The sequence below is a fragment of the Phaeobacter gallaeciensis genome (assembly GCF_001678945.1).
Taxonomy (GTDB): domain Bacteria; phylum Pseudomonadota; class Alphaproteobacteria; order Rhodobacterales; family Rhodobacteraceae; genus Phycobacter; species Phycobacter gallaeciensis_A.
On sequence record NZ_CP015124.1, the window covers coordinates 2,963,284 to 2,989,253 of the forward strand.

Annotated in this window: 25 protein-coding genes; 15 read left to right on the forward strand and 10 right to left on the reverse strand. The window is 63.5% G+C overall.

The genetic code is table 11. The annotated features are described in order from the left end of the window. The first annotated feature begins 78 nt into the window (after positions 1-78). Positions 79-963, forward strand: a complete 885-nt coding sequence (locus tag JL2886_RS14090; protein WP_237028377.1) for a hypothetical protein — start codon at positions 79-81, stop codon at positions 961-963. On the opposite strand, the gene JL2886_RS14095 is transcribed toward JL2886_RS14090, so the two are convergent. Further along, positions 957-2,903 (reverse strand): 4Fe-4S binding protein, encoded by a 1,947-nt coding sequence (locus JL2886_RS14095; RefSeq protein WP_065272589.1) that lies wholly within the window; start codon positions 2,901-2,903, stop codon positions 957-959. The two genes, JL2886_RS14090 and JL2886_RS14095, sit on opposite strands and share 7 nt — an antisense overlap. A gap of 374 nt (positions 2,904-3,277) precedes the next feature. Between JL2886_RS14095 and JL2886_RS14100 the strand changes: the two genes are divergently transcribed. From JL2886_RS14100 to JL2886_RS14140, 10 genes are all read left to right on the forward strand, one after another. Continuing rightward, complete coding sequence (locus tag JL2886_RS14100) at positions 3,278-3,817, forward strand: DUF3305 domain-containing protein (RefSeq protein WP_065273714.1); 540 nt, start codon at positions 3,278-3,280, stop codon at positions 3,815-3,817. Then, a complete protein-coding gene (locus tag JL2886_RS14105; RefSeq protein WP_065272590.1) occupies positions 3,814-4,503 on the forward strand; it encodes a DUF3306 domain-containing protein in 690 nt (229 codons plus the stop codon). The genes JL2886_RS14100 and JL2886_RS14105 overlap by 4 nt, the downstream gene beginning before the upstream one ends. Further along, positions 4,500-5,141, forward strand: coding sequence for a TorD/DmsD family molecular chaperone (locus JL2886_RS14110; RefSeq protein WP_065272591.1), 642 nt, complete (start codon positions 4,500-4,502; stop codon positions 5,139-5,141). Before JL2886_RS14105 ends, JL2886_RS14110 begins: the two co-directional genes overlap by 4 nt. A gap of 59 nt (positions 5,142-5,200) precedes the next feature. Further along, positions 5,201-5,392: a twin-arginine translocation pathway signal protein gene (locus JL2886_RS14115; RefSeq protein ID WP_065273715.1), complete on the forward strand. Its 192-nt coding sequence runs from the start codon at positions 5,201-5,203 to the stop codon at positions 5,390-5,392. A 115-nt stretch (positions 5,393-5,507) separates the two neighbouring features. Next, positions 5,508-8,402 (forward strand): formate dehydrogenase subunit alpha, encoded by a 2,895-nt coding sequence (locus JL2886_RS14120; RefSeq protein WP_065272592.1) that lies wholly within the window; start codon positions 5,508-5,510, stop codon positions 8,400-8,402. Between the two features lie 12 nt (positions 8,403-8,414). Further along, entirely contained in the window at positions 8,415-9,008 is a 594-nt protein-coding gene (gene fdh3B / locus JL2886_RS14125; protein WP_065272593.1) for a formate dehydrogenase FDH3 subunit beta, read from the forward strand. 97 nt (positions 9,009-9,105) lie between these two features. Continuing rightward, positions 9,106-10,326 carry a formate dehydrogenase subunit gamma gene (locus tag JL2886_RS14130; protein ID WP_065272594.1) on the forward strand — a complete coding sequence of 407 codons (1,221 nt, stop codon included), beginning with the start codon at positions 9,106-9,108 and terminating at the stop codon, positions 10,324-10,326. Between the two features lie 21 nt (positions 10,327-10,347). After that, entirely contained in the window at positions 10,348-11,649 is a 1,302-nt protein-coding gene (locus JL2886_RS14135) for a c-type cytochrome (protein ID WP_065272595.1), read from the forward strand. A gap of 4 nt (positions 11,650-11,653) precedes the next feature. After that, positions 11,654-11,779, forward strand: coding sequence for a hypothetical protein (locus tag JL2886_RS19770; protein ID WP_257784210.1), 126 nt, complete (start codon positions 11,654-11,656; stop codon positions 11,777-11,779). Next, on the forward strand, positions 11,776-13,137 hold the full coding sequence (locus tag JL2886_RS14140; RefSeq protein ID WP_065272596.1) for a sigma-54-dependent transcriptional regulator: 1,362 nt from the start codon (positions 11,776-11,778) through the stop codon (positions 13,135-13,137). Before JL2886_RS19770 ends, JL2886_RS14140 begins: the two co-directional genes overlap by 4 nt. A 33-nt stretch (positions 13,138-13,170) precedes the next feature. Here JL2886_RS14140 and JL2886_RS14145 read toward each other — a convergent pair whose 3' ends face one another. The 9 genes from JL2886_RS14145 to JL2886_RS14185 form a co-directional block, all read right to left on the reverse strand. Then, positions 13,171-15,123 carry a sensor histidine kinase gene (locus JL2886_RS14145; protein WP_065272597.1) on the reverse strand — a complete coding sequence of 651 codons (1,953 nt, stop codon included), beginning with the start codon at positions 15,121-15,123 and terminating at the stop codon, positions 13,171-13,173. A gap of 147 nt (positions 15,124-15,270) precedes the next feature. Beyond that, positions 15,271-15,999, reverse strand: a complete 729-nt coding sequence (locus JL2886_RS14150; RefSeq protein ID WP_065272598.1) for an SDR family NAD(P)-dependent oxidoreductase — start codon at positions 15,997-15,999, stop codon at positions 15,271-15,273. Positions 16,000-16,009: 10 nt separating this feature from the next. Further along, positions 16,010-16,729 carry an SDR family NAD(P)-dependent oxidoreductase gene (locus tag JL2886_RS14155; protein WP_065272599.1) on the reverse strand — a complete coding sequence of 240 codons (720 nt, stop codon included), beginning with the start codon at positions 16,727-16,729 and terminating at the stop codon, positions 16,010-16,012. 1 nt (position 16,730) lies between these two features. Beyond that, complete coding sequence (locus tag JL2886_RS14160; RefSeq protein ID WP_065272600.1) at positions 16,731-17,279, reverse strand: DUF3833 domain-containing protein; 549 nt, start codon at positions 17,277-17,279, stop codon at positions 16,731-16,733. Beyond that, complete coding sequence (locus JL2886_RS14165) at positions 17,276-18,496, reverse strand: MFS transporter (protein WP_065272601.1); 1,221 nt, start codon at positions 18,494-18,496, stop codon at positions 17,276-17,278. Before JL2886_RS14165 ends, JL2886_RS14160 begins: the two co-directional genes overlap by 4 nt. Then, on the reverse strand, positions 18,496-19,023 hold the full coding sequence (locus tag JL2886_RS14170) for a chalcone isomerase family protein (RefSeq protein WP_065272602.1): 528 nt from the start codon (positions 19,021-19,023) through the stop codon (positions 18,496-18,498). Before JL2886_RS14170 ends, JL2886_RS14165 begins: the two co-directional genes overlap by 1 nt. Further along, positions 19,016-20,173 carry an SAM-dependent methyltransferase gene (locus tag JL2886_RS14175; RefSeq protein WP_065272603.1) on the reverse strand — a complete coding sequence of 386 codons (1,158 nt, stop codon included), beginning with the start codon at positions 20,171-20,173 and terminating at the stop codon, positions 19,016-19,018. The genes JL2886_RS14170 and JL2886_RS14175 overlap by 8 nt, the downstream gene beginning before the upstream one ends. Continuing rightward, entirely contained in the window at positions 20,173-20,940 is a 768-nt protein-coding gene (locus JL2886_RS14180; RefSeq protein WP_065272604.1) for a DUF1365 domain-containing protein, read from the reverse strand. Before JL2886_RS14180 ends, JL2886_RS14175 begins: the two co-directional genes overlap by 1 nt. Further along, positions 20,937-22,232 (reverse strand): NAD(P)/FAD-dependent oxidoreductase, encoded by a 1,296-nt coding sequence (locus JL2886_RS14185; protein ID WP_065273716.1) that lies wholly within the window; start codon positions 22,230-22,232, stop codon positions 20,937-20,939. Before JL2886_RS14185 ends, JL2886_RS14180 begins: the two co-directional genes overlap by 4 nt. A 152-nt stretch (positions 22,233-22,384) precedes the next feature. Here JL2886_RS14185 and JL2886_RS14190 point away from each other — a divergent pair, with 152 nt between their 5' ends. The 4 genes from JL2886_RS14190 (at position 22,385) to JL2886_RS14205 (ending at position 25,932) form a co-directional block, all read left to right on the forward strand. Further along, entirely contained in the window at positions 22,385-23,035 is a 651-nt protein-coding gene (locus tag JL2886_RS14190) for a sigma-70 family RNA polymerase sigma factor (protein ID WP_065272605.1), read from the forward strand. Then, the gene (locus JL2886_RS14195; RefSeq protein ID WP_065272606.1) at positions 23,032-23,682 is read left to right on the forward strand and encodes a ChrR family anti-sigma-E factor; all 651 of its coding nucleotides are present in this window, start codon (positions 23,032-23,034) and stop codon (positions 23,680-23,682) included. The genes JL2886_RS14190 and JL2886_RS14195 overlap by 4 nt, the downstream gene beginning before the upstream one ends. Before the next feature lie 192 nt (positions 23,683-23,874). Next, entirely contained in the window at positions 23,875-24,135 is a 261-nt protein-coding gene (locus tag JL2886_RS14200) for a helix-turn-helix domain-containing protein (protein WP_065272607.1), read from the forward strand. Positions 24,136-24,210: 75 nt separating this feature from the next. Then, a complete protein-coding gene (locus JL2886_RS14205; RefSeq protein ID WP_065272608.1) occupies positions 24,211-25,932 on the forward strand; it encodes a SulP family inorganic anion transporter in 1,722 nt (573 codons plus the stop codon). The last annotated feature ends 38 nt before the right edge of the window (positions 25,933-25,970 follow it).

The following is a 25,970-nucleotide window of genomic DNA, read 5'->3' on the forward strand; positions in this document are numbered from 1 at the left end:
TCTACTCCTTTGGTGGGTTCGTTTGCGTCTGTGTACGGAACACTTGACTGAAATGTAGGTTGATCCCTAGCATTTCGAATGGTCCGTTTGTCTTTTCTCTATCCGATCCGGCCAGAGCGTGCAGCGCTCAATTTTACCGGGGTGCGTGCAGCGCTCAGTTTTGCAGGAGTGCCTGCATTGCTGCACTGGATCAGGACTGCGGCGGCGGGCCGGGCTGCGTTGATCCCGGTGCTTGTGCTCTGGCTGCTGACGGTCGGCAGTCCCGGTCAGGCCGAGGATCGGTTGGTCCGGCTGGCGGTGCCGCAGGCGCTGGTCGAAACCGGATTTCTGAAACATCTGCTGCCGCGGTTTTCCCTGAAAACGCAGGTGCGCATCGAACTCGTCACGCCCGGCGAGGCTGCCGAGGCCGCGTTTTCCGACGTGCCCAAGGGAACGCCGGTGTTTCAGGATGTGGCCGCGCTCTGGCACATGCAGGTGTTGGATGGCGCCCATCCGGGCACGGCGCGGTTTGTGGACTGGCTCGGCTCGGACGTCGGTGCGCGCACGATCACCGCCTATGCGCCGGATGGGGTGCAGATGTTCACCCTGCCGCAGATCACCACCGAGGTGGAGGAAGAGATCGTCTTCGAAGGCGACGCGATGAAAGGACAGGACCTGTCGCGCAGCAAATGCGGGCGTTGCCACGCGGTGGCCGAGGACATGCGCATGACCGATATCGGATCGACGCCGTCCTTTTTCGTGCTGCGGGCGCTGCCGGACTGGGATTACAGGTTCCAGGCCTTTTATGCGCTGAACCCGCACCCGTCCTTTACCCAGGTCGCCGATGTGACCGAGCCCTTCCCCGCGGACCGCCCGTCGCCCATCGTGCCCGTGGCCATGACGCTGGACGAGCTGGAGGCGATCCTGGCCTATGTGTCCAGCCTCACCCCGGCGGATCTGGGAGCCCCCTTGCAACATCAGTGATCGCGGCGCTTGCTGAGGTAATCGGCCGTGGTGCGTACGCGCGGGCGCTCCTTGCCTTCGAAGGGATTGTTTTCCTGATGGAACTGCGCGTTGACCCGGCAATCGTCGCACATCTGGATCATCCGTGCCGCATCCGAGGTGGCGAACATCGCGTGTTTTCCGGCCAGTTTTTCGGTGATCCGTTCGATGGTGGATTTCACCCCGAACAGCGTGCCGCACTCGACGCAGGCAAAGGGTTCTTCTTCGTGCACCACCACCTGGCTTAGCGCTTCGGGTTGGAGGTTCAGGCGCGGTTCATAGCTGATCGCCTGTTCAGGGCAGACATTGGCGCAGAGGCCGCATCGCAGGCAGGCGTCCTCTTGGAACCGCAGCTGTGGCAGGTCGGGATTGTCCCCCAGCGCGCCGGAGGGGCAAAGGGAGACGCAGGACAGGCACAGGGTGCAGCTGTCGGTATCGACCAGCACTGCGCCATAGGGCGCATCATCCGGCAGGGGCAGCATGTCGGCCTCAGGCGCCAGCGCGCGAGCGGCCTGACGGGTGATCTGGCGGCGGGTGCCCATGGGGCGCAACGGCTCATTTATCGGCGCGGGCACTTCGGCGCCAAACAGCGCATCGCTCAGCGCGTCAGGGTCGTTCAGGTCCAGCAGCGTGGCCTTGTCGCCCGCGATGGCCTGGGCCAGGGTCAGCTCACGCTCCTGCACTGCGCGGTCCACCTTGGGCGACATCAGCAGCGACACATGGGCAAATCCGGCGGCCAGTGCCGCGAGGATTTCGGCATGACCAAAGGTATTCATCGCTTCCAGCTCCAGCGGCAGCACATCGGCAGGCAGCCCGCGTCCGAACCGGGCCGCAAGGCGGATCATCTCGGCGCCGTGTTCGTTCACCACCAAGAGGCGCGGGGCGCTGCCCCCGGCATCGAGATAGGCCTTTGCCAGCACCTGAATGCGGCGCATCAGCGTATCGGTGGGCGGCGCGTCATAGGTGATCGAGCCAGAGGGACAAAGCGAGGCACAGGCGCCGCAGCCGGCGCAGATCATCGGGTCGATGCTGACGTGATCGCCATTGGGGCTGATGGCGCCGGTAGGGCAGACATCAAGACAATTGGTGCAGCCGGTCTGGCTGGCACGTGAATGGGCGCAGAGCAGCGGTTCGCTGCGCACGTAGAGCGGTTTTTCGAAGGTGCCGACCAGTTGGCTGGCCTCCAGCACTGCATCGGCCACCGCCTGCACGCCCTTGGGGTCGGCACGCAGGTATCCTTCGCGTTTTTCATGGGCCGGGAACAGCGGCGTGCCGCCGGTCAGGTCCAGAATGATATCGCATTCCGAGCGACCACCATCGCGGGGGGCTGTCCAGCTCCAGCTGCGGCCGGTGGTGTCGAGCTGCTGCAAGGCGTCGATGGTGACCTGAAACTGGCCAAGCGCGCCAGAGGCCTGCCGCAGCTGTCCCCGCACCACGTCGAAGTCGCGGCTCATCGGCGGTTCGTCGTCACCGGTCAGCAGCACCGTCACGGCCAGACTTTCCTGCAACCGTTTGGCGGCGGCCAGCGCCACATCGCCCGAGCCGACGATCAGGCACAGGCCCTCGGACACCACATCGACGGTCTTGGCCGCCGAGGTATCTAGCGCCGCCTCGGCCACGAGGGCGGACATTTTGGGTAGCAAATCGCCCTCATCGGCGGTCCATCCGGCCCTGTCCCTGAGGTCGAGGAAGGCCGGAGAGGGGGCACCGATCTCGCCCGCGATCTCCTCGAAAAGGCGCTGTTCCTGAGTGCAGCAAATGACCGCGTCTCCGGCACCGATTGCAGCGGCAGCGCTGTCGGTCTGGCTGGTGCAAAGGGCCGAATGCATCTTTGAACATGACAATCCCGTGACGTCGGAAAGTCGCTCCGAATCGATCTCCTGAGATCCGGAACAATCGCATAGAATCAACTGCTTGGCCATTCTTTCCTCGCTTGCATCAGGGCTGGCGTGACGGGCGGATAACCGCCATCCGGGCCACAGATTAGGCATGATTCTGAAGCCACGTAAACCGGTTTGCACCCCGCAGCAGGCCCCGGATGGGGCGCAAAATACCGGGGTGATTCGCGCGGTTTTGTGTACAGCGGTATTCCGATTATTTTTGTCGACATAGACAATTCGACCAAGGCGGAACTCTACCCCCCTGCGTCTGCCCCAATTTGTCCGGGTTGCGGGAAATTTGCAGATCGGGTGCAGAGCAGGCTTTCACGAAGGCGTGACCTTGCGGCACACTTGTCCGACGCAGGGAGATGTAGGGTGCGCAACCAGTGAGCCGTAGTTTGGACAAGACCGACGTGATGCCGCTTGGCATCGTACTTCGCCGGACCCCGGGGGTGACCCGCTGGGCACGATGGTCTTGGAAGGTGGCAGGCGTCTTGCCCGCAGCCCGGTCCGCAGACTGGCAATTGCTGCGCGAGGAAGACGGCGCCAGCGAATTCCACGCCGCGACACTGCCGCTGGAACTGCACCGCGCCGATGCCGAAGCCTATATGCACGGGCTGACCGCCGAACCGCCCTGTGTCTACGTTGTGATGCGTGAAAGCGATGATGCCGACCGCCCGCTGGAAATGACGCTGGTCACCGCCTCTCCTTACGAGGCGCAGGACTATGCCGACAGCGGCGAGGAACTTGTGGAGAAGGTGCCGATGCCCTCTGGTCTTGTGGCCTGGGTGCGGGAATTCGCGCTGGCGCATTTCAAGGAAGAGGAATTCAAGAAACGCCGCCGTGACAAGCGCACCGTGGGGGAGGCCGAGGATGGCATTGGCGATCCGCGCATCGCGCAGCTGACCGACGTGTACCGCTCGCCCGCCCTGGTCAAGAAGGGGCGCCTGCAATGAGCCGCGATTTCTGGTCCCGCCGCAAGGCCGCCGTAGAGGCCGAAGCCGCAGCCGAAGCCCGCGCAGAGGCTGCTGTTGAGGCAGCAGAACGCGACGCGGCGCTGGAGGAAAAGAGCGACGCCGAGATACTGGCTGAGCTGGAATTGCCCGATCCCGACACGCTGGAGGAAGGCGACGATTTCAAGGTCTTCCTGCGTGACGTGGTTCCGGCCCGCATTCGCACCCGCGCCCTGCGCCGCCTGTGGCGTCTGAACCCGGTGCTGGCCAATATCGACGGGCTGGTCGATTACGGTGAGGATTTCACCGACAGCGCCATGGTCGTGGAGGGCATGCAGACCGCCTATCAGGTGGGCAAGGGCATGACCAAACACGTCGAGGAACTGGCCCGTCAGGCAGCAGAAAAGGCCGAGGCCGAAGCGGCAGTCGCCGCTGCACCCGCCGAAGGCGCACCCGAAGAGGGCGCAGAAAGCGAAGAGCAGGGCACAGACATCGTTGCGGAGACCTCTGAGGTCGTCGCTGCCGGGCCTGCACAGACCGCCGACGACTGGAACGCCACCCGGCAAGAGCCGCAGACCGAGGCTGACCCGAGCGGGGATTCCGGTGATACTGCCCCCGGGAACATGATGCCGCGCCGGATGCGCTTTTCCTTTGATGGAAGCCAGAGCCAGATCCGGGGCACGGCATGAACAAGGAGCAAGACATGACAGCCACCGCTGATGCCGCAGCGCCGTTGGTAAGCGAAGAGGACCGCCTGCGCGCGGATCTGTATAATTTCCTGGGTCTCATCCTGGCGTCGCCGCCGGATGAGTTCCTGCTGGGGCAGACCGCTGGTCTGCAGGGGGATGACACCGATCTGGGCGTGGCGATCAACGCGCTGGCCAAGATCGCCAAACTGTCGAAGCCGCCCGCGGTAGAGCGTGAGTTCAACAAGCTGTTCATCGGCCTCGGCCGGGGCGAGCTGCTGCCCTATGCCAGCTACTACCTGACCGGGTTCCTGAATGAAAAACCGCTGGCGCAGCTGCGCCGGGACATGGCAGCGCGGGGCATGACCCGGGCGCAGAACGTCTATGAGCCCGAAGACAATATCGCCTCGCTGATGGAAATGATGGGGGCACTGATCGCGGGCCGCTTTGGCGAACCTGCCTCGCTGGCCGATCAGAAGACCTTCTTCAACACCCATATCGGCCCCTGGGCCGGTCACTTCTTTTCGGATCTCGAGAAGGCAAAGAACTCGGTTCTCTATGCCTCGGTCGGCGCTGTCGGCCGGGTGTTCATGGAGATCGAGGCCGAAGGGTTCCGGATGAGCGCGGAGAAATCCGCATGAGCCGGGGCGGCAAGGTCCGCCCCACAACCGTGAGCGATCACCAAGGAGGAGAGACTCACATGACCAAGAAAGCAGAGGCAGCATCGAGCCGCCGCGACTTTCTGAAGATCGCCGCAACCACGGCGCCGCTGGCAGCGGTGGCGGTTGCGACGACCGGGGGCGAGGCCGAGGCCGCCGCACCCGATCTTGCAAAGGAGACGATGCAGGATACCGCGCATACCCGCGCCTATTACGAAAGCGTCCGGTTCTAACGCGCCGCATGCATCCCATGACCGACGGCAACTGGTTGCGTGACGCCCGACCGCCAGAGGTTTTTCGTTAACCCAGCGCGCTTTCTGAGGAGGAAGCAAGCAAGGGAGGTTCTAAATGCTTAGGAAAAAGACCAACGGGGTTGCGAGACGCCCCCAGCGGACCAGTATCCTGTCCAACGTCGCGGAAACATCCGTCGACCGCCGCGCCTTTCTGCGCGGCTCCGGCCTGGCCATCGGCGGCCTGGCTGCCATCAGCGCCACCGGCGGGTCGGTGACCCAGGCCAATGCGGCCACCGCTGCGGCGGGCGCTGTTGAAACCGTAAAATCCGTCTGCACCCACTGCTCGGTCGGCTGTACCGTCGTAGCAGAAGTTCAGAACGGTGTCTGGGTCGGGCAGGAACCCGGCTGGGACAGCCCGTTCAACCTCGGCGCCCATTGCGCCAAGGGTGCATCGGTGCGCGAGCACGCCCATGGCGAGCGTCGTCTCAAGTACCCGATGAAGAAAGAGAACGGCGAGTGGAAGCGCATCAGCTGGGATCAGGCCATCAACGAGATCGGCGACGGCATGATGCAGATCCGCGAGGAAAGCGGACCTGACAGCGTCTACTGGCTCGGCTCGGCCAAGCATAACAACGAACAGGCCTACCTGTTCCGCAAGTTCGCCGCCTATTGGGGCACGAACAACGTGGATCACCAGGCACGGATCTGTCACTCCACCACCGTTGCGGGTGTTGCAAACACATGGGGCTACGGCGCCATGACCAACAGCTACAACGATATCCATAACTCCAAGGCGATCTTCATCATCGGCGGCAACCCGGCCGAGGCGCACCCCGTCTCGCTGTTGCACGTGCTGAAGGCCAAGGAGCAGAACAACGCGCCGCTGATCGTCTGCGATCCGCGTTTCACCCGTACCGCGGCCCATGCCGACGAATATGTGCGCTTCCGTCCCGGCACCGATGTGGCGCTTGTCTGGGGCATCCTGTGGCACATCTTCGAAAACGGCTGGGAAGACAAAGAGTTCATCCGCACCCGTGTCTGGGGCATGGACCAGATCCGCGAGGAAGTGGCCAAGTGGACCCCCGAAGAGGTCGAGCGCGTCACCGGCACGCCCGGCAGTCAGCTGCGCCGGGTTGCGCGCACCATGGCCAACAACCGTCCCGGCACCGTGATCTGGTGTATGGGCGGCACCCAGCACACCACCGGTAACAACAACACCCGCGCATACTGCGTGCTTCAGCTTGCGCTGGGCAACATGGGTGCATCGGGTGGCGGCACCAATATCTTCCGCGGCCATGACAACGTGCAGGGTGCAACCGACCTTGGCGTTCTGTCGCACACGCTGCCGGGCTACTATGGCCTGTCCAAAGGCGCCTGGGCGCATTGGGCGCGGGTCTGGGAAGAAGATCCCGAATGGCTGGCAGGCCAGTTCGACACGCTGAAAGGCGCGGACGGCAAGGACAAGAGCCTGCAGAACCTGACGGGTATTCCGGTCAGCCGCTGGATCGATGGTATCCTTGAAGACAAGGAAAACATGGATCAGCCGAACAACGTTCGGGCCATGGTTCTGTGGGGCCACGCGCCCAACTCGCAGACCCGGATGACGGAAATGAAGACGGCGATGGAAAAGCTGGACATGCTGGTCGTTGTCGACCCGTATCCCACCGTTTCCGCCGTGCTGCATGACCGCGAAGACGGTGTCTACCTGCTGCCGGCCTGTACCCAGTTCGAAACCCGCGGTTCCGTGACCGCGTCGAACCGGTCGTTCCAGTGGCGCGACAAGGTGGTGGATCCGCTGTTCGAAAGCCTGCCCGATCACGTGATCATGGCGAAATTCGCCAACAAGTTCGGCTGGGCGGATCGGCTGTTCCGCAATATCGAGATGGAAGACGCGGAAACGCCGAACATCGAGAGCATCACCCGCGAGTTCAACAAGGGTCTGTGGACCATCGGCTATACCGGTCAAAGCCCGGAACGGCTGAAGAAGCACATGGCCAACCAGCACACCTTTGACCGCACCACGCTGCGCGCGGTGGGTGGCCCGGCCGATGGCGACTACTACGGTTTGCCCTGGCCCTGCTGGGGAACGCCTGAGATGAACCACCCGGGCACGCCGAACCTTTATGACATGTCCAAACCGGTCTCCGAAGGTGGTCTCACCTTCCGCGCCCGTTTCGGCGTGGAGCGGGACGGTGACAACCTGCTGGCCGAAGGCGTCTATTCCGTGGGCTCTGAAATCCAGGACGGCTATCCTGAATTCACCATGCAGATGCTGATGGATCTCGGCTGGGACAGCGACCTGACCGACGAGGAACGCGCTGCGATTGATGCTGTGGCGGGTCCCAAGACCAACTGGAAAACCGACCTTTCCGGCGGCATCCAGCGGGTCGCGATCAAGCACGAATGCGCGCCCTTCGGCAACGCCAAGGCCCGTGCCGTCGTGTGGACCTTCCCGGATCCGGTGCCGGTTCACCGCGAACCGCTCTATACCAACCGCCGGGATCTGGTTGCGGATTATCCGACCTACGAGGATCGCAAATTCTATCGTCTGCCGACGATGTATGCCTCGATCCAGAAGAAGGATGTCTCGCAGGACTTCCCGATCATTCTCACATCCGGCCGTCTGGTCGAATACGAGGGTGGCGGCGACGAGACCCGCTCCAACCCCTGGCTGGCCGAGCTTCAGCAGGACATGTTCGTGGAAATCAACCCGCGCGATGCCAATAACCTTGGCGTGCGGGATGGCGAACAGTGCTGGGTCGAAGGTCCCGAGGGCGGCAAGGTCAAGGTCATGGCCATGGTCACCGAACGGGTCGGCGAGGGCGTTGCCTTCATGCCGTTCCACTTTGGCGGTCATTTCCAGGGCGAGGACCAGCGGCACAAATATCCCGACGGCGCTGATCCATATGTGCTGGGCGAAAGCACCAACACGGCTCAGACCTACGGGTATGACAGTGTGACCCAGATGCAGGAGACCAAGTGTACTCTCTGCAAAATCATGCCAGCGTAAGGAGATAGAGTAATGGCAAGAGCGAAGTTTCTCTGCGATGCCGAACGCTGCATCGAATGTAACGCCTGTGTCACCGCCTGTAAGAACGAGCATGAGGTGCCCTGGGGTATCAACCGCCGCCGCGTTGTGACCATCAATGATGGCAAGCCCGGCGAACGGTCGATCTCGGTCGCCTGTATGCATTGTTCGGACGCGCCCTGTATGGCCGTTTGCCCAGTGGACTGCTTCTACCAGAACGAGGAAGGGGTGGTTCTGCACTCCAAGGACCTCTGCATCGGTTGTGGTTACTGCTTCTACGCGTGCCCCTTTGGCGCGCCGCAGTACCCGCAGGCAGGCAACTTTGGCAGCCGTGGCAAGATGGACAAATGCACCTTCTGCGCCGGTGGCCCGGAGGAGAACCACTCCAACGCGGAGTTCTCCAAATACGGCCGCAACCGGATCGCCGAGGGCAAGCTGCCCATCTGCGCCGAAATGTGCTCGACCAAGGCGCTGCTCGCCGGTGACGGCGACGTGGTGTCTGCCGTCTACCGCGAACGCGTCGTGGCGCGCGGATTCGGCTCGGGTGCTTGGGGCTGGGGCACGGCTTACGAGCAAAAGGGCGGCTAAACCCGTCTTTTCAGCGTAAAGCTGGGGATGGCCTGCCGTGCGCGGGCCATCCTGACCTATCTGTTATACATACGACAAACCCGAAGGAGTGTGGCACATGCTGCGCATGGCTTTCGCATTTGTTCTGCAACTTACGCTGCTGGTTGGCGCGGTGCAGGCCCAGGAGGCGGCTGTACCAGCGCCTGCGGACCGCAGCGCCACAGGTGGTGCGCAGACGCTTGAAGATATCCTCGCCCGGCAACGCGGCGAGAAACTGGATGACTCCTTCCGCCGCGACGCAACCGGAGACCCGGATGCGGCGGCAGGGATTTCCCAACAACTTGGCACCCTTGGCGGTGTCTCTGATCCCGAGGTCTGGCGCCAGGTGCGCTATGGTTCGGCCGAGGTTACCGTCTCTGCCGGGGGCGAGGTCGCCAGCGTCCTGATGCAGGATGGCGGCATGACCTGGCTCTCCTTCCGCGAGGGGCCGCTGCGCCAATACGGCGGCTGGCTGCTGCTGGGCACCCTTGGGGCGCTGGTGGTGTTCTACCTGCTGCGCGGACGTATCCCCGTCGACGGAGAGCTGACCGGCCGCACCGTCACGCGATTCAAATTCATCGAACGGATGGCGCATTGGACATTGGCCGGATCCTTCATCCTGCTGGGGATCACCGGCCTTCTGACCCTGTTTGGCCGCGCCTTCATCGCGCCTTATCTGGGCAAGGATCTGAACTCCTTCCTGCTGATCTATGGCAAATGGCTGCACAACTCGGTCGCCTGGGCCTTCATGGTGGCGCTGGTATTGGTCTTCGTGATGTGGGTGATGCACAATATTCCCAACCGCACCGATCTGGTCTGGATCCGTCAGTTCGGCGGCATCATCGGCAACAAGCACCCGCCCGCGAAGAAATTCAACGCAGGCCAAAAGGTGATCTTCTGGTCGGTGATCCTGTTCGGCGCCTCGATTTCGGTCTCGGGTCTGTCGCTGCTGTTCCCCTATGAGCTGCCGCTTTTTGCCAAGACATTTGCGGTGCTGAACGACATCGGTCTGCCGCAGTGGGTCGGGCTTGGCACCCTGCCGGAGCAGTTGTCTCCGCAAGAGGAAATGCAGTTCGCCCAAGCCTGGCACGCGATCATGGCCTTTGTGCTTATGGCGATCATCATCGCGCATATCTACATCGGCTCGGTCGGGATGGAAGGCGCCTATGATGCCATGGGATCAGGTGAGGTGGATGAGGCTTGGGCTCATCAGCACCATTCGATCTGGCTGGACGAGGTGCTGGAGGAAGAAAAGGCCAAGAATGCCGGACGCGCCAAGGGCGCCACACCGGCGGAATAGCCTCTGGGGAGCTGCGGCACCATGCGTTTCCTTGCCAGCCTGAGCCTTGTTGCAAGTCTTTGCGCCGGAGCGGTTTCGGCGCAGGGCTTCACCACGCTCAAAGGCCACGGCGGCCCCGTGATGGGGCTGGCGACCGCGCCCTCGGGGCAGGTGGCCAGTGTCAGTTTCGACAATTCCGCGGCCCTGTGGCAGGACCGGCAGCCGCTGTGGCTCGAAGGTCATGATGCGGCGGTGACGGCGGTGGCCTTTGCCGGGGCAGGGCGTCTGGTGACGGGCAGCGATGATTTCACAGTCCGCCTGTGGGAGCCGGATGGCGGTGTGCGCCTGTTAGGCACGCACAGGGGCAAGGTGCGCGGTCTGGCGATTTCGCCTGACGGGCGATCTGTCGCCTCGGCGAGTTGGGACGGCAGCGTCGGGATCTGGCCGCTGGTAGGCGGTGCGGGGCGCAGCCTCAAAGTTGGCAGTGGTGTGAATGACGTAGCCTTTGGCCCCGAGGGCAGCCTCTTTGCCGCCACCATGGATGGCGGGGTGTTGCGGTTCGATGCAGAGCCGGGCACAGCGCCGCGCCCGCTGGTGCAGCAGGGGTTTGGTGTCAACCGGCTGATCGTCGACGCTCGGGCAGGCTGGCTGGCCTATGGCGCGGTGGACGGGGCGACCCGCATCATCGACATGGAGAGCGGCGCCCCGATTGCCGATTTTACCCTCGACCGTCGCCCGATCCTGGCGATGGCCTATCACGCCTCCACCCGCCAATTGGCGGTGGGGGATGGTCATGGCTACATCATGATGATCGACACTGGCAGTGATGGGAACGGCTGGCGCATCGCCCGCGATTTCCGTGCCACGCGGCAGGGGCCGGTCTGGGCCCTTGCCTTTTCGCCGGATGGCAACACCATTTGGGCGGGAGGACTTGATGATGTGGTCTATGGCTGGCCGGTGGCGCTGATGAATGAATTTGACCCCGCGATGGGGCAAGAGCGTACATTCCTGCGTCCGGCCGACAGCATGCCCAACGGCGAGCGGCAGTTCATGCGCAAATGCTCGATCTGCCACGCGCTGACTGGCGGGGAGAGCCGCAAGGCCGGACCCAGCCTGCACGGGCTGTTCGGACGCCGCGCCGGAACGCTGCCGGGATACCGGTATTCGCCGGTGCTGCAGGGTTCTGATATCATCTGGAACGACGACACGATCGATGCGCTGTTCGATCTGGGACCGGACCACTACATTCCGGGGTCGAAAATGCCGATGCAGCGCATCACCACCGCCGAGGACCGCAAGGACCTGGTGGGTTTTCTGAAACACGCAACGCAACCGGAGAAGTGACAGGATGAAAGCGATGTTTGCAGGCTTTGCGGCGATTGCCGTGATCGCCGTAGGAGCGGATCTGGCTCTGGATCGCGCAGGATTTGCCGCGGATGAGAAATTCGCAGGCCAAGCGGTGCGCCTGGATTGAACCAGCCCGTCATCTCTGCCGTCCCGCGCGATGAATACGGCGAAAACCTTGCCGGTGCTTCGATCCTGGTGATCGATGACGAACCGGGTATGCGCAATTTCATGACCAAGATCCTCAGCCCGCGTTGCAAGCGGGTCGAGCAGGCGGCATCGGCGGCGGAAGCCTCCGCAATCCTCGATCAGTCGCATTTCGATCTGGTGATCCTCGACAATATCATGCCGGGCAAGACCGGGCTGGAATGGGTGCAGGAACAGCGCCGGGTGGGGCTGTTTGCCGATACCATTCTGGTCACCGCCTATGCGGATCTGGAAACCGCGATCATGGCGCTCCGGGCCGGGGTGGCCGATTTCGTGCTGAAGCCGTTCCGGGCCAATCAGATCCTGAATTCGGTGGCGCGGGCGCTGGACCGCAAATACCTGCGCCGGGAAAACTACCTGCTGAAACACGAGTTGTCGGCCGAAGGGTCTGCGGCGCGCGGGCGGTTGCTGGGCAAATCGGCTGCCATCACCCAGGCGCGCGAGATGCTGACCCGGCTGGCGCCCCTGCCAACGCCGGTGTTGTTCACCGGCGCCAGCGGCACCGGCAAGGAAATCGCAGCGCGCACGATGCATTCGCTGTCGGATCGGGCGCAGAAGCCGTTTGTAGCTGTCAATTGCGCCGCCATCGCCCCGGACCGGATCGCGCATGAGCTGTTCGGCGTTCTGGACGACCAGGACCGGCGCCGAGACGGGTTGTTCCTGCACGCGGATGGCGGCACGCTGTTCCTTGATGAGGTGGCGCAAATGCCCGATCAGGTGCAGGCGGCGCTGTTGCGGGTGCTTGAGGACCAGCGGGTGCGCCCCGTCGGCGCCGAACGGGACATCCCGCTGAACTTGCGGTTCCTTTTTGCCACCAACGCGGACCTTGAGGCTGCGGTGGCCGAGGGCCGGTTCCGCGCCGATCTTTATCATCGCATCAACGTGGTGAAGATCGAGATGCCCCCGCTGCGCGAGCGGATCGAGGATATCATCGAACTGGCAGCGCTGTTCATGGAGCAATTCTCGGCGACGCTTGGCATGCCCGCGCTCGAGCTGAACGAGGAAACCTTGCTGAAGTTTTCCCGCTATGACTGGCCCGGCAACGTGCGTGAGCTGCGCAACCTGATCGAACGCTCGGTCATTCTGGGGGAGTTCCCGGAAGAATTCTCTGGCAAGGGATCGGTCACCGGCCCGGCAGCAATTGAAACGCTGGATCTGGTGACCCAGCGCCACATCATGCACATGCTGGACGCCTGCGATGGCAACCGCGCCGAAGCCGCCCGTCGCCTGGGCGTATCGCGCAAGACCATCGACCGCAAATGCGCCTCCTGGGGGGTGTAAAGAGGTTCAAGGACTGGCCGGGGAAGCGCCGTTTCAGTCGCGGCGCTCCGGCAGCCAGATCGCAAAGGCGGCGCCGCCTTCCTCGCGGTTTCGCACCGTGATGATCCCGCCTGCGTGCTGGATCAGGGTCTGGCTGATCGACAGGCCCAGCCCGGTGCCTTCGCCCGGTTTGGTGGTGTAAAACGGGTTGAACACCTCTGAAATGTGATCCTCGCTGATGCCCGGGCCGCTATCGGCCACTGTCAGGCAAGCCCCCGGCGTGCCATCGCGCTCTTCTGCCTTGAGTGTCAGGGTCAGCGTGCCGGTTTCCTTCATCGCCTGCGCCGCATTGATCACCAGATTGATGATCACCTGCTGCAACTCACCGGGATCAATACGCACCGCCGGGGCGACATCGAAATGACCATCGACCACGATGTTATGCTTGCTGAGCACGTGATCCACCAGCACCAGGCAATCGGTGACCACATTGGCGATATCGACGCTTTCCTTGAATGTGCCGAATTCCGAAGGCCGGGCGAATTGCAAGAGCTTGCTGACGATGGCGCCGATCCGCATGACCTGATTGTCGATGAGATCCAGCTCGGTCTTCACCTCTGCGGCGCCCGGTCCCAGCGTCATCCGCATCACGTCGACATTGCCCTGGATCACCGCGACCGGGTTGTTGATTTCATGCGCGACCCCGGCGGTGATTTCCCCGATCGAGGCCAGCTTTTCGCTCATCACCAGCTGTTTGTAGGTGTCTTCCAGTTTCTGGTTCGCGGCCCGCAGTTCCGCGGTGCGCTGATCGACGCGGGCGTTCAGCTCTCCGGCCCATTCGCGCAGCTTCTGATCGCGGTCCTGCAACTGATCCAGCAGGGTATCAAGGTGCGATGCCACCTGTCCGATCTCGTCGCGGCTGCCCACATCGCCGTTGCGCGCGGTCAGATCGCCGCGCTCCACCCGTTTCATGGTCACGGTCATCCGCTCCAGCGGTGAAAAGATGCCCTTGGCCAGCCACAGGAACAGCGGCGCCGACAGGGCCAGAACCATCAGGAAGGCGCCGACAATGGTCCAGTACGCCTCGGATTTGGCCGCCATATAGGGCGCTTCGAGGAAGCCGACATAAAGCATCCCGACCCGTTCTCCGAAACTGTCGGTCAGCGGCAGATAGCCCGAGATATACCAGTCGTTGACCACAAAGGCGCGGTTCAGCCAGGTGCGGCCCTCCTCCAGAACCACGCGGCGCACCACCGCCGAGACCCTTGTGCCAAGGGCGCGCACGTCTTCGAACAGGCGCACATTGGTCGACACCCGCGTGTCCTCAAGAAACAGGGTGGCGGTGCCCTGCCGGTTGCCGCCGTCCTCGTCGCTGAGATAGACCAGCGCGTTCAGCGTATCGATGAAATCGAGGTTGCGGTTCAGCAGGAGCCCGCCGCGCAGCACCCCGTTATGGCCGGGCATGATCACCGGGGCGGCAGTGTGCACCACCATGCCGCGATCCTCGACCTTGCGGGTGGTCGGCGCGGCGGCTTCTGTTTCGATCAGGGTGATATTGGCGCGTTCCTGCAGGGCAGGGGAGAGAAGGGACAGATCATCAGAGGAGAAAATGTCGATCTCCGAGGCCAGCTGCCCGGTGGCAGCCGTGCGGATCACTGGCCATTTCTGCTGTGGCCCTTCCAGTTCGGCAAGCGGCAGATATTCGAGGAAATCGAGCTGCAGTTGTTGTCTGCGACTTTCAAGAAGACGGTTCACCGCCTCGGAGCCATCGTTCAGCGCGGCCTGAAAGGCGGTGGATTGCGCCAGGTTCAGCATGCTGTTGGCGGTGCCGGTCTGCAGGTGGCCCAGATATTGCTCGGCGATGCGCAGGTCGCTGTCGACCTTGGCAATCAGGACGGCATCGTAGTCGGCATTCCAGCGGGTCATTGCCAGAATAAGCATCAGCGGCATCAGCACGCTGAGCGGTAACAGCGCCAGCAGCAACAGGCGTAGCCGAACGGATTTCAAAGTATGCCCCTCCCATGCCGTGCCATTGCTGCCCGGATCATGCTCGCATCACTGTGGCACCTCACGGGTCAGCGGGGCAAGGGGGGCTTGGCAGGTTGCGGAGGTTCCTCACAACCCGGTGATCCGTTCAGGCATCGGGCCGTGCCTTCAGGCCGGGACAGGTTTTCCGGCCCAGTCAAAAACCATGCCGCTGTTCTCGGGTGACAGCCCCGCGATAACCCCGGCCAGACAATCCGCAGCATAGGCGGGGGTGAACAGCTTGCCTTCGGGCACCGCGCGGCTGAAGGGGCGGGACAGATCAGTGTCTACGGTGCCGGGATGCAGGCCTGCACAGACGAAATCGGGATTGAGCCGCGCCATTTCGATGGCGTAGTTGCGCAGCAGCATGTTCAGCGCCGCCTTGGAGGCGCGATAGGCGTGCCAGCCGCCCAGCCCGTTGTCAGAGATCGAGCCGACCCGCGCCGACAGCGCCGTGAAGATGGTGCGCCGGTCCCGTGGCATGCGCGGGATCAGGTGACACGCTGCCATCGCCGGACCAAAGGTATTGACGGCAAAGACCTGTTCAAAGGCAGGCAGGCTTTGCTGTTTCAGGGATTTTTCGGGCCTGAGCGCGGTTCCGTCCGACAGGATCCCAGTGGCCAGAATGATCAGATCGGGCGCCTCCAGCGCGTCGGCCAGCGCGATCAGGCTGGCCTCGTCTGTGATATCGGCGGCATGGGGCACCACCGACCCGGCGGCGGGTGTGTCCCCTCGACGGGATACGGCGTGCACGGTTTCGACATCGGGCTGGGCGGCGTAATGCTGCACCAGCGCCGCGCCGATGCCGCCACTGGCGCCAAGGATCACAACCTGTTTCGGGGGCGTGTGTGTGGGCATCAATCCCTCGCTACATCAGTTTCAGGAACAGGCGGCGCGGCAGCAAGCGGCCAAGGGTGAAGACCCAGGAAAACGGCGCCGGAAAGCTGGTGCTGAAGCGCCCCCCCTGCATGGCGCGCAGGCAGCGCCGGGCGGCGTCTTCGGGCTCAAGGATCTGCGGCATCTTGAATTGGTTCTTCTGCGTCAGCCGGGTGCGGATAAAGCCGGGGTTGATCACCTGCACCCGCACGCCGCTGCCGCGCAGATCGGCCTGCAGGTTTTCCCCCAGATGCATCAGCGCCGCCTTGGAGGCGCCATATCCGATGGCGCCCGGCAGGCCGGTGAACCCGGCGAGCGAACCGATCAGCACGATATGGCCACTGTCCCGGCGGCAAAACTGCGGTACGATCTGCCCCAGTACCCGCAGCGCGCCGGTGAAATTGACCGCGCACATGGTCTCGATTGCCTCCGGCTGCCAGTCCTGCGCGCTGAGCGGATCATAGGCCCCGGCGCAGTAGACCACACCGTCCACAGGCCCCAGATCTGCAATGGCGCGGATCACATCATCCGGGTCCGTCACATCCATAGGCAGCGCCCGGGCATTGGACAGGCCGTCGCAAAGGTGCTGCAGCCGCCCGGCATTGCGGGCGGACAGGATCAGCCGGGCGCCCGCGCCGTCCATCTCCTTGGCCAAGGCCCGGCCCAGCCCTTCGCTGGCGCCGACGATCCACCAGGTCTGCCCTTCGAACATCTCAGCCCTCCGCCGGGCGCATGGTGGCGATCAGCTCGGCGACCTTGATGCCGAACTTGCGCATTTCCGAGCGGTTCAGAATGGTGCCGTTGTCCATCAGGTACATCCAGTCGGTGACGTCCAGCACGTGGCCTCCGGCATCTTCGGGCAGACGGATGCGATAGGTGAGCCGCACGGTGGCGCCCATCTGCTGCCCCTTGCCCTCGCCGATGATATCGTCGGCCGTGGCGGTGAAATGCCCGTCCTCGCCCATGGTTAGATACCATTTGCGCGCCTGGGTGCTGCCATTGGCATAGGCGAAATCCTCGCTCAGCGTGCCGGTGGCGCCGTCCCATTCCCCGTTCATCCGCGCAACAAAGCGCGACACAACGCGTCCGCGCGGCCCGTAGATCATGCCTTCGGAGATCAGTGTGCCGGAAAGGCGTTCCTGAATGTCAAAGGCGGGGCCGGTGTCTGCGTAATGCGCCAGCCGCTGGGCGCGAAAGCCAAATCCGGGCCGCCAGAGGGCGAGCACAAGCACGGCAACAAGAAGCAGGAGAACCAGTTTCATGACAAGGAGACCTCTCGCGGCAGGCGCATCACCAGGGCGATCGCCAGCAGTTTGATAAGACAGGGCAAAACGGCATAGGCCAGGGTCAGCGCCATCAGGGCGCTGGCACCATTGGGGCCGCCGGGTTCAAATCCGCTCAGTTGCAGCGCGGGCAGCAGGATCACTGCCGCGGCGGCTAGGGACAGTTTGGCGGCGAATGTCCAAAGGCCAAAGGCCTGCCCGCCGCGTAGCCCGGCCCGCGCCAGCGCCGTCGAGAACAACACCGGCAGGATCACCATATCCGCGCCAAGGGCGGCCCCCGATCCGATGCAGATCGCGGCAAAAGCCCAGGCCGCGCCTGCGGGCAGGAGTGCTGCCCCGCTGAACGACAGGATGGCCAGCGCCATGGCCGGAACCAGTACCTGCCGGGCGCCATAGGCAGCGCTGGCCCGGGTCCAGATTGGCACCGATAGGCCCGCCGCCAGAAAGAACAGGATCAGGAACGGTCCGGCGAGGTCCGGCAGCGCAAGTTTCTCATCGACAAAGAACAGAAACAGGGTCGAAGTCATCGCCACAGGCAGGCTGTTGACCAGGGCAAGCACCAGAAGGCGCAGGCCTCCGGCGCGGCGCAGGGCGGCCCAAGTGACCGGCGCCTCGGGGCTGCTGGGAATCTGCCACAGCGGGCGGGTCAATGCCCAGACGCCAACGCAGATCAGGGCCAGCAGGATACCAAAGGCGGCATAGCCGCCACCATTGGCCCCGGCCTGCTGCAACAGCGATGGCGCCAGCGCGGCGAGGATGATCCCGGCGAGCGTGCCGCCCTCGCGCCAGCCTGCCAGCCGGATCAGTGCTTCAGGCGATCCCGCCAGGCTGGTGCTGTGGCCATAAAACAGGATGGTCCCCAGGCTGTAGGCGCTGAACAGCAGCACCAGTGCGGCGATGAGCCAGACCAACCCTCCCGCGGCGGGTATCAGGGTGTAGAGCATCAGGAACCCCGCTGCCATGCCAAGGCAGGCGAGGGCGGCAAAGGCGCCGCGCGCATGCTCATACCGGTCAATCAGCCAACCAAGCGCTGGATCCTGCACGAAATCCACCACCCGGATCACCGCCAGAATGGCGCCAAGGGTGGCAAGGCTCATCCCCAGCTCTGCCGAGGCATAGCGCGGCAAATGGATATAGAGCGGCAACCCCGCTGCCGCCAGCATGAGCGCAAAAAGACTGATCCGGGCTGCGTGCATCAATCGCCTCGCAGCCGCGCCGACAGCCGCGCCGAGCGGCTGTTGTCCGAAAGCCAGATGCCAAGGAAGCGTTTGCGCAGGTCTGGGTGGCGGATGGCGCAGGTCTGCTGCCCGTTGAGATGCAGAACCAGACTGTCTGGCTGGGTTGAAACAGCCGTGAATACATCACCGCGCGCCACATCGCGGAAACAGCTGGCAAGTTTTTGCATCATCGCGGCCTGATCCGCGCGCGGCCCTTCGATCCGCTGGATCTCGACGCGGGTGGATTTGGTCAGATCGTCCTGCGAGATGCTGCGGAAATATTCGATCTGCAAGGCCAGCGGCTGGCGCCAGCCAAACCGGGACTCCCCCTCTGTGTGCAGGCTGGCGCGGTAGATCGGCAGACCCAGCCAGCGGACCATGACGGTGCCCAGCTCAACCGGCTGCGACAGGCCAAAGCCGCGCAGGTTTGCCGCTGCCGCGCCGGGCAGCAGCAGCGCCGCGATCAACAGCGCGGCGGCCAGAGGCGGGAACCGGTGCTCAGGCATGGGTCAGCTCAACCTGCACTACATCGGTCTGGCCCACGGCAAAGGAGCCGGCGCAGATCTCCAGATAATAGCGCCAGTTGCGCAGGAAGGCCGCGTCATAGCCCAGCTCCATGATCCGGGGCGCCCGTTTCGCCAGCTGCTCGGCCCATGTCCGGCAGGTGCGGGCATAATCCTGCCCAAAGGCGAAGGAGTTCGTCACCTGCAGACCCGCCTGCCGCGCCTGATGGGCAATCACCGCATCCGACAGCAGCATGCCACCGGGGAAAGTGTACTGGCGGATATAATCCGAGGAGTTGCGGTAGATGTCGAAATAGCTGTCCTGCACGGTGATCGCCTGAATGACTGCCTTGCCGCCCTCTGCCAGACGTGCCTTGACGGTCTGGAAATAGCTGGGCCAGTAGCGCTCGCCCACGGCCTCGATCATCTCGATCGAGACGATATTGTCGTAGGTGCCGGTGGATTTGCGGTAATCGCACAGCTCGATCGAGGCGCGCCCGTCCAGCCGCGCGTCGGCATAGCCGTGCTGACTGGGCGAGATGGTCAGCCCAGTGACATCGCGCCCGGCATCGGCGGCGCGTTCGGCGAAACCGCCCCAGCCGCAGCCGATTTCCAGCACCCGCTCGCCCCGTGTCAGCCGGTTCAGCACCCGGTCGTATTTGCGGTTCTGGGCGCGCTCCAGATCATTGTCGCCGGGGGCAAACAGCGCCGAGGAATAGGTCATGCCGCTATCGAGCCAAAGTTGGTAGAACTCGTTCCCGACGTCGTAATGCGCCTTGATGTTGCGGGCCGAACCACGGATCGAATTGGCGCGCAGGATCTTGTCGACGGCGCGGAACTTCAGCCCGCTCCAGAAGCTCGGGTAGGCAAAATCGCCAAAATAATCGAGGTTCAGGATCGCCACCTGGATCAGGGTTTCGATGCTGGAGGTCTCCCACATGCCTTCGATGTAGGTTTCGCCCAGCCCGATATCACCGCGCGCGGCCATGGCGGTGACGGCGGCCCAGTCGAACAGCACCATGTCTGCCGCCGGGGCGCCGCTGCCGAAATCATGCACTTCGCCTTCCGGGGTGGTCAGGCGCAGGCTGCCCTTGCGGATCTGGGCGCAGCTGTCGAGAAAATCGCGTTTTACACGGTTGGTAATGAAAAGCATCAGCTGACCTCCTGCTTTGGGGGGAGGGGGCGGGATCTGTATGGCGCCCCTTTGAGTTTCAGTTTCAGGGCCTGCCAATGGATCAGGGCGATGGTGCGGAACGCGCCAAAGGGCCGCCGTAGGGCCGCCCGAAGGATCGAGCCGTTGCTGAGCTGTCGCCGCCGCCCGGTCAGGGTGGCAATCACGCCTTCAGCGCCATGTTCCAGCGCAATGCGGATGGCGATCCGGTCCGGGCGGATATCGTAGTGGAACCGGTAGTCCCCCGCGATCTGCTGGAAGGGCGAGACGTGAAAGATCTTGCTGGCGGTGATTTCGTCACCGGCCGTAATCGGCGCAAACCCGTCAAGATGGCACAGGTAGCTGTGACGGTCGCCAAAGGTGTTGGAGACCTCGGCAATCACCGCCCGCAGCGTGTCACCCTCCATCGCCAGCCAGAAGCTGACTGGGTTGAAAGTGTACCACAGGAATCCCGGTTGCGTCAGCAGCAGAATCTGAAGGCCGTCCAGCTCCAGACCGGCCCCGGCAAAGACCTCTTGCGCCCAAGGCAGGCCGCGCCCGGCGCCCGGCGCGCCGCCATGGTTGCGGTCATTGACCGAAGACAGGTTGAAACCATTGCGCGAGAACAGCCCTGGCCGCGCCTCTGACAGCGGGTCGATCAGCACGTAATCGACACCATAGCGGAAGGCATTGCGGATGCCGCCGCGGCGCGCGTGGCTGGTGTGGCCCGCGATATGGTCGGGCCAGAGGGGAGCGGGGCTGTCGCTCATGCCAGCACCTGCGCCAGGCTGCGGGCGTCGATGCCGCGGGCGACTCGCACCGCGCTGGCAAATCCGTCCTCGTGGAACCCGTGGCGCAGATATGCGCCCGCGAACCAGGTGTTGTTGTCGCCCTGGATGTCGTGGATCTGTTTCTGGGCGCGGATGGCGGCCTGATCGAACACCGGATGGCGGAAGGTGTTGGTGTCATAGATCGTCTCGTCACGCACCGGCCTGACTGGGTTCAGCGAGATGAACAGCGGATCACTCTCTGGAATGTTCTGTAGCCGGTTCATCCAGTAGGTCACGCCGATCGCCGGGCGGCTGTCCTGCGCCGCCGCCTTGTAGACCCAGGAGGACCAGCAGGCGCGCCGTTTCGGCATTTGCCCGGCGTCGCGGTGCAGGATCACCTCGTTATCCTGATACCGCATATTGCCGAGGATCATCTCTTCCTGCGCGGTGGGAGAGGACAGCAGCCGCAGCGCATCGTCGGAATGGCAGGCCATGATGACCTGATCGAACTCCTGCGTTTCGCCATAAGGCAAGCGGATGGTGACGCCTGCCTCGGTGCGATCCACCGCCTGCACCGGCGTGCCGGGGCGCAGGGTGCAGCCATTGGCCTTCAGATGCGCCTCCAGCCTGCGGACGTATTCGATGCTGCCACCCTTTACCGTCCACCACTGGTGCTGCCCCGTGGCGCTGAGCAAGGCGTGATTGCGGAAGAACTGCACCAGCGACCGGGCCGGAAAGCCACGGATCTCCTCCATCGGGGTGGACCAGATCGCGCCGCAGATCGGCATCAGGTAATAGCGCTGGAACCAGTCGCCAAGGCGAAGCTCGTCCATCAGCTGACCGATGGTGACATCGTCACTGCGGGCGGTTTCGACCGCGCGGGCGTTAAAGCGCAGGATGTCGCGCACCATGCCGTGAAAGGCCGGGCGGGCCACGTTACGGCGCTGGCCGAACAGGGATGTAAGGCTTTTCAGCCCGTATTCGACGGCGCCGTCGTCAATGCTGGCGCCAAAGGTCATATCGCTTTTGATGATGGGCACATCCAGATCGCGGAACATCGCGGTCAGATGCGGATAATTGACAAAGTTGAACACGATAAAGCCGGTATCGACCGGCTGGGTCCCATGCATCCCCGCCTGGACGGTGCGCGCGTGTCCGCCAAGGCGCGGCGCGGCTTCGAACAGGGTCACGTCATGGCCGGGTGCCAGACGATAGGCGGCGGCGAGACCAGAAATGCCACCGCCAACAATAGCAATGCGCTGGCGACGTAGGGGTGGGACATCAAATGACATGTGTTCTCCGTTTCTTTTCAGGGAGTACGCCGCCATTCCCGGGCCGGATCAAAAGTTTTCGCCTTCTTGGGATGAAATCGAAGCGATGCGTTCGCGCAGAAAAAATTCTGGTGGCTTTTGATCCAGTCGCAGCGGCGCCACGTAACACTGGCATGTTGGAACTTGATGCAGATCCCGCTCTTGATGCGCCCGAGCTACCGGTTACGGTAGGTGAGGTGACCGCCGATGCGCGGGAAAGGAAACAAGTGGATACCAACAGCTTTTCTGAGCAGACCCTCTGGATGCTTGCGGTGCGGGACCAGCGGGACCGGGCCGCCTTTGGCTTGCTGTTCGACCACTTTGCGCCGCGGCTCAAAGGGGTGATCTGCCGCTCGGGCATTTCACAGGGTCAGGCCGAGGATATCGTGCAGGACGTGATGCTGACGGTCTGGCGCAAGGCACACCTGTTCGACCCGCAGCGGGCGCAGGTGTCGTCCTGGATTTACCAAATCGCGCGAAATCGTCAGATCGATGTGATCCGAAAGGAACGTCGCCCCGTACCCGAAGAGCTGAAGCAACCCGAAGAGGTGCAGGAAGACGCGGCGCAGATCGTTGCCCTGGAGCAAGAGACGTCGCGCCTGAGGGAGGCCTTGAAGCGGCTGAAACCCGCACAACGCGAGATGGTGGAAAAGGCTTACCTCGGGGAGCTGAGCCATTCGGACATCCGCGCTGAAACGGGTCTGCCGCTTGGCACGATAAAATCCCGCATCCGGCTTGGACTGGAACGGTTGCGGCACGAATTGAAGGGAACTGAAACCTCATGAGCAGCATCACCCATCATATCCCTGATGAGCTGCTGATCGCCTATGCCTCGGGGAGCCTGGAACAGGCTTTCTCGCTGGTGCTGGCGGCGCATATCTCTATGTGCGACGAGTGCCGCGCCCGGCTGGGCGCGCATGAGGCGGTTGGCGGCGCCATGCTTGAAAATGCTTGCGGCACCGAAGCCGGAATGGCCGTGTCGGCGGATCTGAAGGCGCGGCTTCTGGATGCGCTGGACGATCCTGTTGAGCCCGCGCCCCCGGCCTATCACCGCTCCGGTGTGTTTCCCGGACCGGTGATGGAGGCGCTGGGCGGGCTGCCCCCGAAGTGGAAACCGCTCGGCATGGGCGTGCGCCAGTCGATCCTGTCCCATGGCAAGGGCGGCAGCGTGCGGCTGCTATATATCCCCTCGGGGCAGGCGGTGCCGGACCATGGTCACAACGGGCTGGAGCTGACGCTGGTGCTGCAGGGCGCGTTCCACGATGAAACCGGACGTTTTGGCGTCGGCGATGTAGAGATTGCCGGCAGCGATCTGGAGCATACCCCGGTGGCCGAAGAGGGCGCAGCCTGTATCTGCCTGGCTGCCACTGACGCGGCGCTGCGGTTCCGTTCCTTCATCCCGCGTCTGCTGCAACCGGTGTTCCGGATCTAGACGGGCAGATCAGATATCTCCGCTCGGTTGGGCGGATTGAGGCAAGGGCCGCGCATCGCGTGGCCCTTTTTGCGTGTACCAGTCAGGGCGACGCATATTGTTGTGAAGGTACACCTCTGGACTTTGATTTTGATATTTCATATATCACTATACCTATATGGAATTCCCATAGTGTAATTTCAGGTATGCTTCATGATTACCGGCCCCCAGATGCGCGCGGCGCGTGCCCTTCTTGGTATTGATCAGAAAACCCTCGCGGAACGCGCCGGGCTTTCGGTGCCGACGATCCAGCGCATGGAGGCCAGCGCCGGCAACGTCCGGGGCGTGGTCGACAGCCTGACCAAGGTGGTCACTGCGCTGGAACAGTCGGGTATCGAGCTGATCGCCGAAGGCGTGCCCAGCACGGCGGGCGGGCGCGGTGTGCGCCTGAAATCTCCACCCCAGACCCCTTAAGATCCAAATCCGCGACGGCGACCGCCGACGTTATGCCGACGATCCCGCCGCACACCAACCAAAGGTGCGGCCCAGATGAAAGACCAGACCAGCAGTGCGCATGAAGCGCCAAGCTTTGCAGAGCTGTTTACCCCGAAACTGATTACCGTGTTGCGCGAAGGCTACGGTCTGGCGCGGCTGCGCGGCGATACCATTGCCGGGCTGACGGTCGCCATCGTGGCGCTGCCCCTGTCGATGGCCATCGCCATCGCCTCGGGGGCGACCCCGGCGCAGGGTCTTTATACGGCGATTGTCGGCGGATTTCTGGTCTCGCTGCTCGGAGGGTCGCGGTTCCAGATCGGCGGCCCGGCGGGTGCCTTTATCGTTCTGGTCGCCGCAACGGTGGCGCAGCACGGGATCGAAGGGTTGGTGCTGGCGACCTTCCTGTCGGGGCTGATGCTGCTGGCGGTGGGGTTCCTGCGGCTGGGCACCTTTATCAAGTTCATTCCCTTTCCGGTCACCGTGGGCTTCACGGCGGGGATCGCGGTGATCATCTTTGCCAGCCAGATCAAAGAGCTGTTCGGGCTGTCCCTGCCTCATGAACCGGGAGAGCTGCTGGAAAAACTCCCGGCGCTTTGGGAGGTGAGGGGCAGCATCACCCCGGCGGCGCTGGGCCTGTCGATTGTAACCGTTGCGGTGATCCTTGGCCTCAAACGCTGGCGCCCGCATTGGCCCGGCATGCTGATCGCAGTGGCGCTGGCGGCGACGGCCACGGCATTTCTGGCACTGCCGGTGCAGACCATCGGCACCAAATTCGGCGGCATTCCCGCCTCGTTGCCTGCGCCGCGCCTGCCGGATCTATCGCTGGATCACATTCTGGCGGTGCTGCCCTCTGCGGTGTCCTTTACCCTGCTGGGGGCCATTGAATCGCTGCTGTCGGCAGTTGTGGCCGATGGCATGACCGGGCGCCGTCACCGCTCTAATTGCGAGTTGGTGGCGCAAGGGGCGGCAAATATAGGTTCCTCCCTGTTCGGTGGCTTCTGCGTGACGGGCACCATTGCCCGCACTGCGACCAACGTGCGCGCCGGGGCGCATGGTCCCATCGCGGGGATGTTGCACGCGGTCTTCCTGCTGCTGTTCATGCTGATCGCGGCGCCGCTGGCCTCCTACATTCCGCTGGCGGGGCTGGCCGGGGTGTTGGCCGTGGTGGCGTGGAACATGATCGAACGGCCTGCGATCGCTATCCTGCTGCGCTCGGGCTGGGGTGAGGCGACGGTTCTGGCCGCGACCTTCTTCCTGACCATTTTCCGCGATCTGACCGAGGCCATCGTTGTCGGTCTTGCCTTGGGATCGGTGCTGTTCATCCAGCGGATGAGCCGGGCAACGGCGGTGTCGCGGCATACGCCACTGGTCGGGCGGGACGAGGCCGATAGCGCCGATGGGCGCGGCGAATACCACGAAGAGCAGGCGGCGAACCCGGATGTCGTGGTCTACCGCATCACCGGGGCACTGTTCTTTGGTGCCACCGCCTCGATCGGGTCGGTGCTGGACCGCATTCAGGATAGCCACAAGGCGCTGATCGTTGATTTCTCGGCGGTGCCGTTTCTGGATTCAACCGGCGCCAATATGATCGAAGGTCTGGCGCATAAGGCCCAAAAGCAAGGCGTCGCCCTGTGGCTGACAGGGGCGGGGCTGGATATCCGGCGCGTCTTTGCCACCCATGGGCTGAGCCACCCGCTGATCCATGACGCGGTCAGCGTGGAGGCGGCGCTGGCCACGATCACAGGCGCCGCCGACGAGGCCCGCAAGGCCGGGTGATCTGCGGTTTATATGGCACGAAAAAGGGGCCGCTGCGT

What these genes read in the sequence shown, in the direction of transcription:
- JL2886_RS14090 (WP_237028377.1), top strand. Translation starts at nt 79, where the DNA reads ATGGTCCGTTTGTCTTTTCTCTATCCGATCCGGCCAGAGCGTGCAGCG.
- JL2886_RS14095 (WP_065272589.1), bottom strand. Translation starts at nt 2,903, where the DNA reads ATGGCCAAGCAGTTGATTCTATGCGATTGTTCCGGATCTCAGGAGATC.
- JL2886_RS14100 (WP_065273714.1), top strand. Translation starts at nt 3,278, where the DNA reads ATGCCGCTTGGCATCGTACTTCGCCGGACCCCGGGGGTGACCCGCTGG.
- JL2886_RS14105 (WP_065272590.1), top strand. Translation starts at nt 3,814, where the DNA reads ATGAGCCGCGATTTCTGGTCCCGCCGCAAGGCCGCCGTAGAGGCCGAA.
- JL2886_RS14110 (WP_065272591.1), top strand. Translation starts at nt 4,500, where the DNA reads ATGAACAAGGAGCAAGACATGACAGCCACCGCTGATGCCGCAGCGCCG.
- JL2886_RS14115 (WP_065273715.1), top strand. Translation starts at nt 5,201, where the DNA reads ATGACCAAGAAAGCAGAGGCAGCATCGAGCCGCCGCGACTTTCTGAAG.
- JL2886_RS14120 (WP_065272592.1), top strand. Translation starts at nt 5,508, where the DNA reads ATGCTTAGGAAAAAGACCAACGGGGTTGCGAGACGCCCCCAGCGGACC.
- fdh3B (WP_065272593.1), top strand. Translation starts at nt 8,415, where the DNA reads ATGGCAAGAGCGAAGTTTCTCTGCGATGCCGAACGCTGCATCGAATGT.
- JL2886_RS14130 (WP_065272594.1), top strand. Translation starts at nt 9,106, where the DNA reads ATGCTGCGCATGGCTTTCGCATTTGTTCTGCAACTTACGCTGCTGGTT.
- JL2886_RS14135 (WP_065272595.1), top strand. Translation starts at nt 10,348, where the DNA reads ATGCGTTTCCTTGCCAGCCTGAGCCTTGTTGCAAGTCTTTGCGCCGGA.
- JL2886_RS19770 (WP_257784210.1), top strand. Translation starts at nt 11,654, where the DNA reads ATGAAAGCGATGTTTGCAGGCTTTGCGGCGATTGCCGTGATCGCCGTA.
- JL2886_RS14150 (WP_065272598.1), bottom strand. Translation starts at nt 15,999, where the DNA reads ATGCCCACACACACGCCCCCGAAACAGGTTGTGATCCTTGGCGCCAGT.
- JL2886_RS14155 (WP_065272599.1), bottom strand. Translation starts at nt 16,729, where the DNA reads ATGTTCGAAGGGCAGACCTGGTGGATCGTCGGCGCCAGCGAAGGGCTG.
- JL2886_RS14160 (WP_065272600.1), bottom strand. Translation starts at nt 17,279, where the DNA reads ATGAAACTGGTTCTCCTGCTTCTTGTTGCCGTGCTTGTGCTCGCCCTC.
- JL2886_RS14165 (WP_065272601.1), bottom strand. Translation starts at nt 18,496, where the DNA reads ATGCACGCAGCCCGGATCAGTCTTTTTGCGCTCATGCTGGCGGCAGCG.
- JL2886_RS14170 (WP_065272602.1), bottom strand. Translation starts at nt 19,023, where the DNA reads ATGCCTGAGCACCGGTTCCCGCCTCTGGCCGCCGCGCTGTTGATCGCG.
- JL2886_RS14175 (WP_065272603.1), bottom strand. Translation starts at nt 20,173, where the DNA reads ATGCTTTTCATTACCAACCGTGTAAAACGCGATTTTCTCGACAGCTGC.
- JL2886_RS14180 (WP_065272604.1), bottom strand. Translation starts at nt 20,940, where the DNA reads ATGAGCGACAGCCCCGCTCCCCTCTGGCCCGACCATATCGCGGGCCAC.
- JL2886_RS14185 (WP_065273716.1), bottom strand. Translation starts at nt 22,232, where the DNA reads ATGTCATTTGATGTCCCACCCCTACGTCGCCAGCGCATTGCTATTGTT.
- JL2886_RS14190 (WP_065272605.1), top strand. Translation starts at nt 22,385, where the DNA reads ATGTTGGAACTTGATGCAGATCCCGCTCTTGATGCGCCCGAGCTACCG.
- JL2886_RS14195 (WP_065272606.1), top strand. Translation starts at nt 23,032, where the DNA reads ATGAGCAGCATCACCCATCATATCCCTGATGAGCTGCTGATCGCCTAT.
- JL2886_RS14200 (WP_065272607.1), top strand. Translation starts at nt 23,875, where the DNA reads ATGATTACCGGCCCCCAGATGCGCGCGGCGCGTGCCCTTCTTGGTATT.
- JL2886_RS14205 (WP_065272608.1), top strand. Translation starts at nt 24,211, where the DNA reads ATGAAAGACCAGACCAGCAGTGCGCATGAAGCGCCAAGCTTTGCAGAG.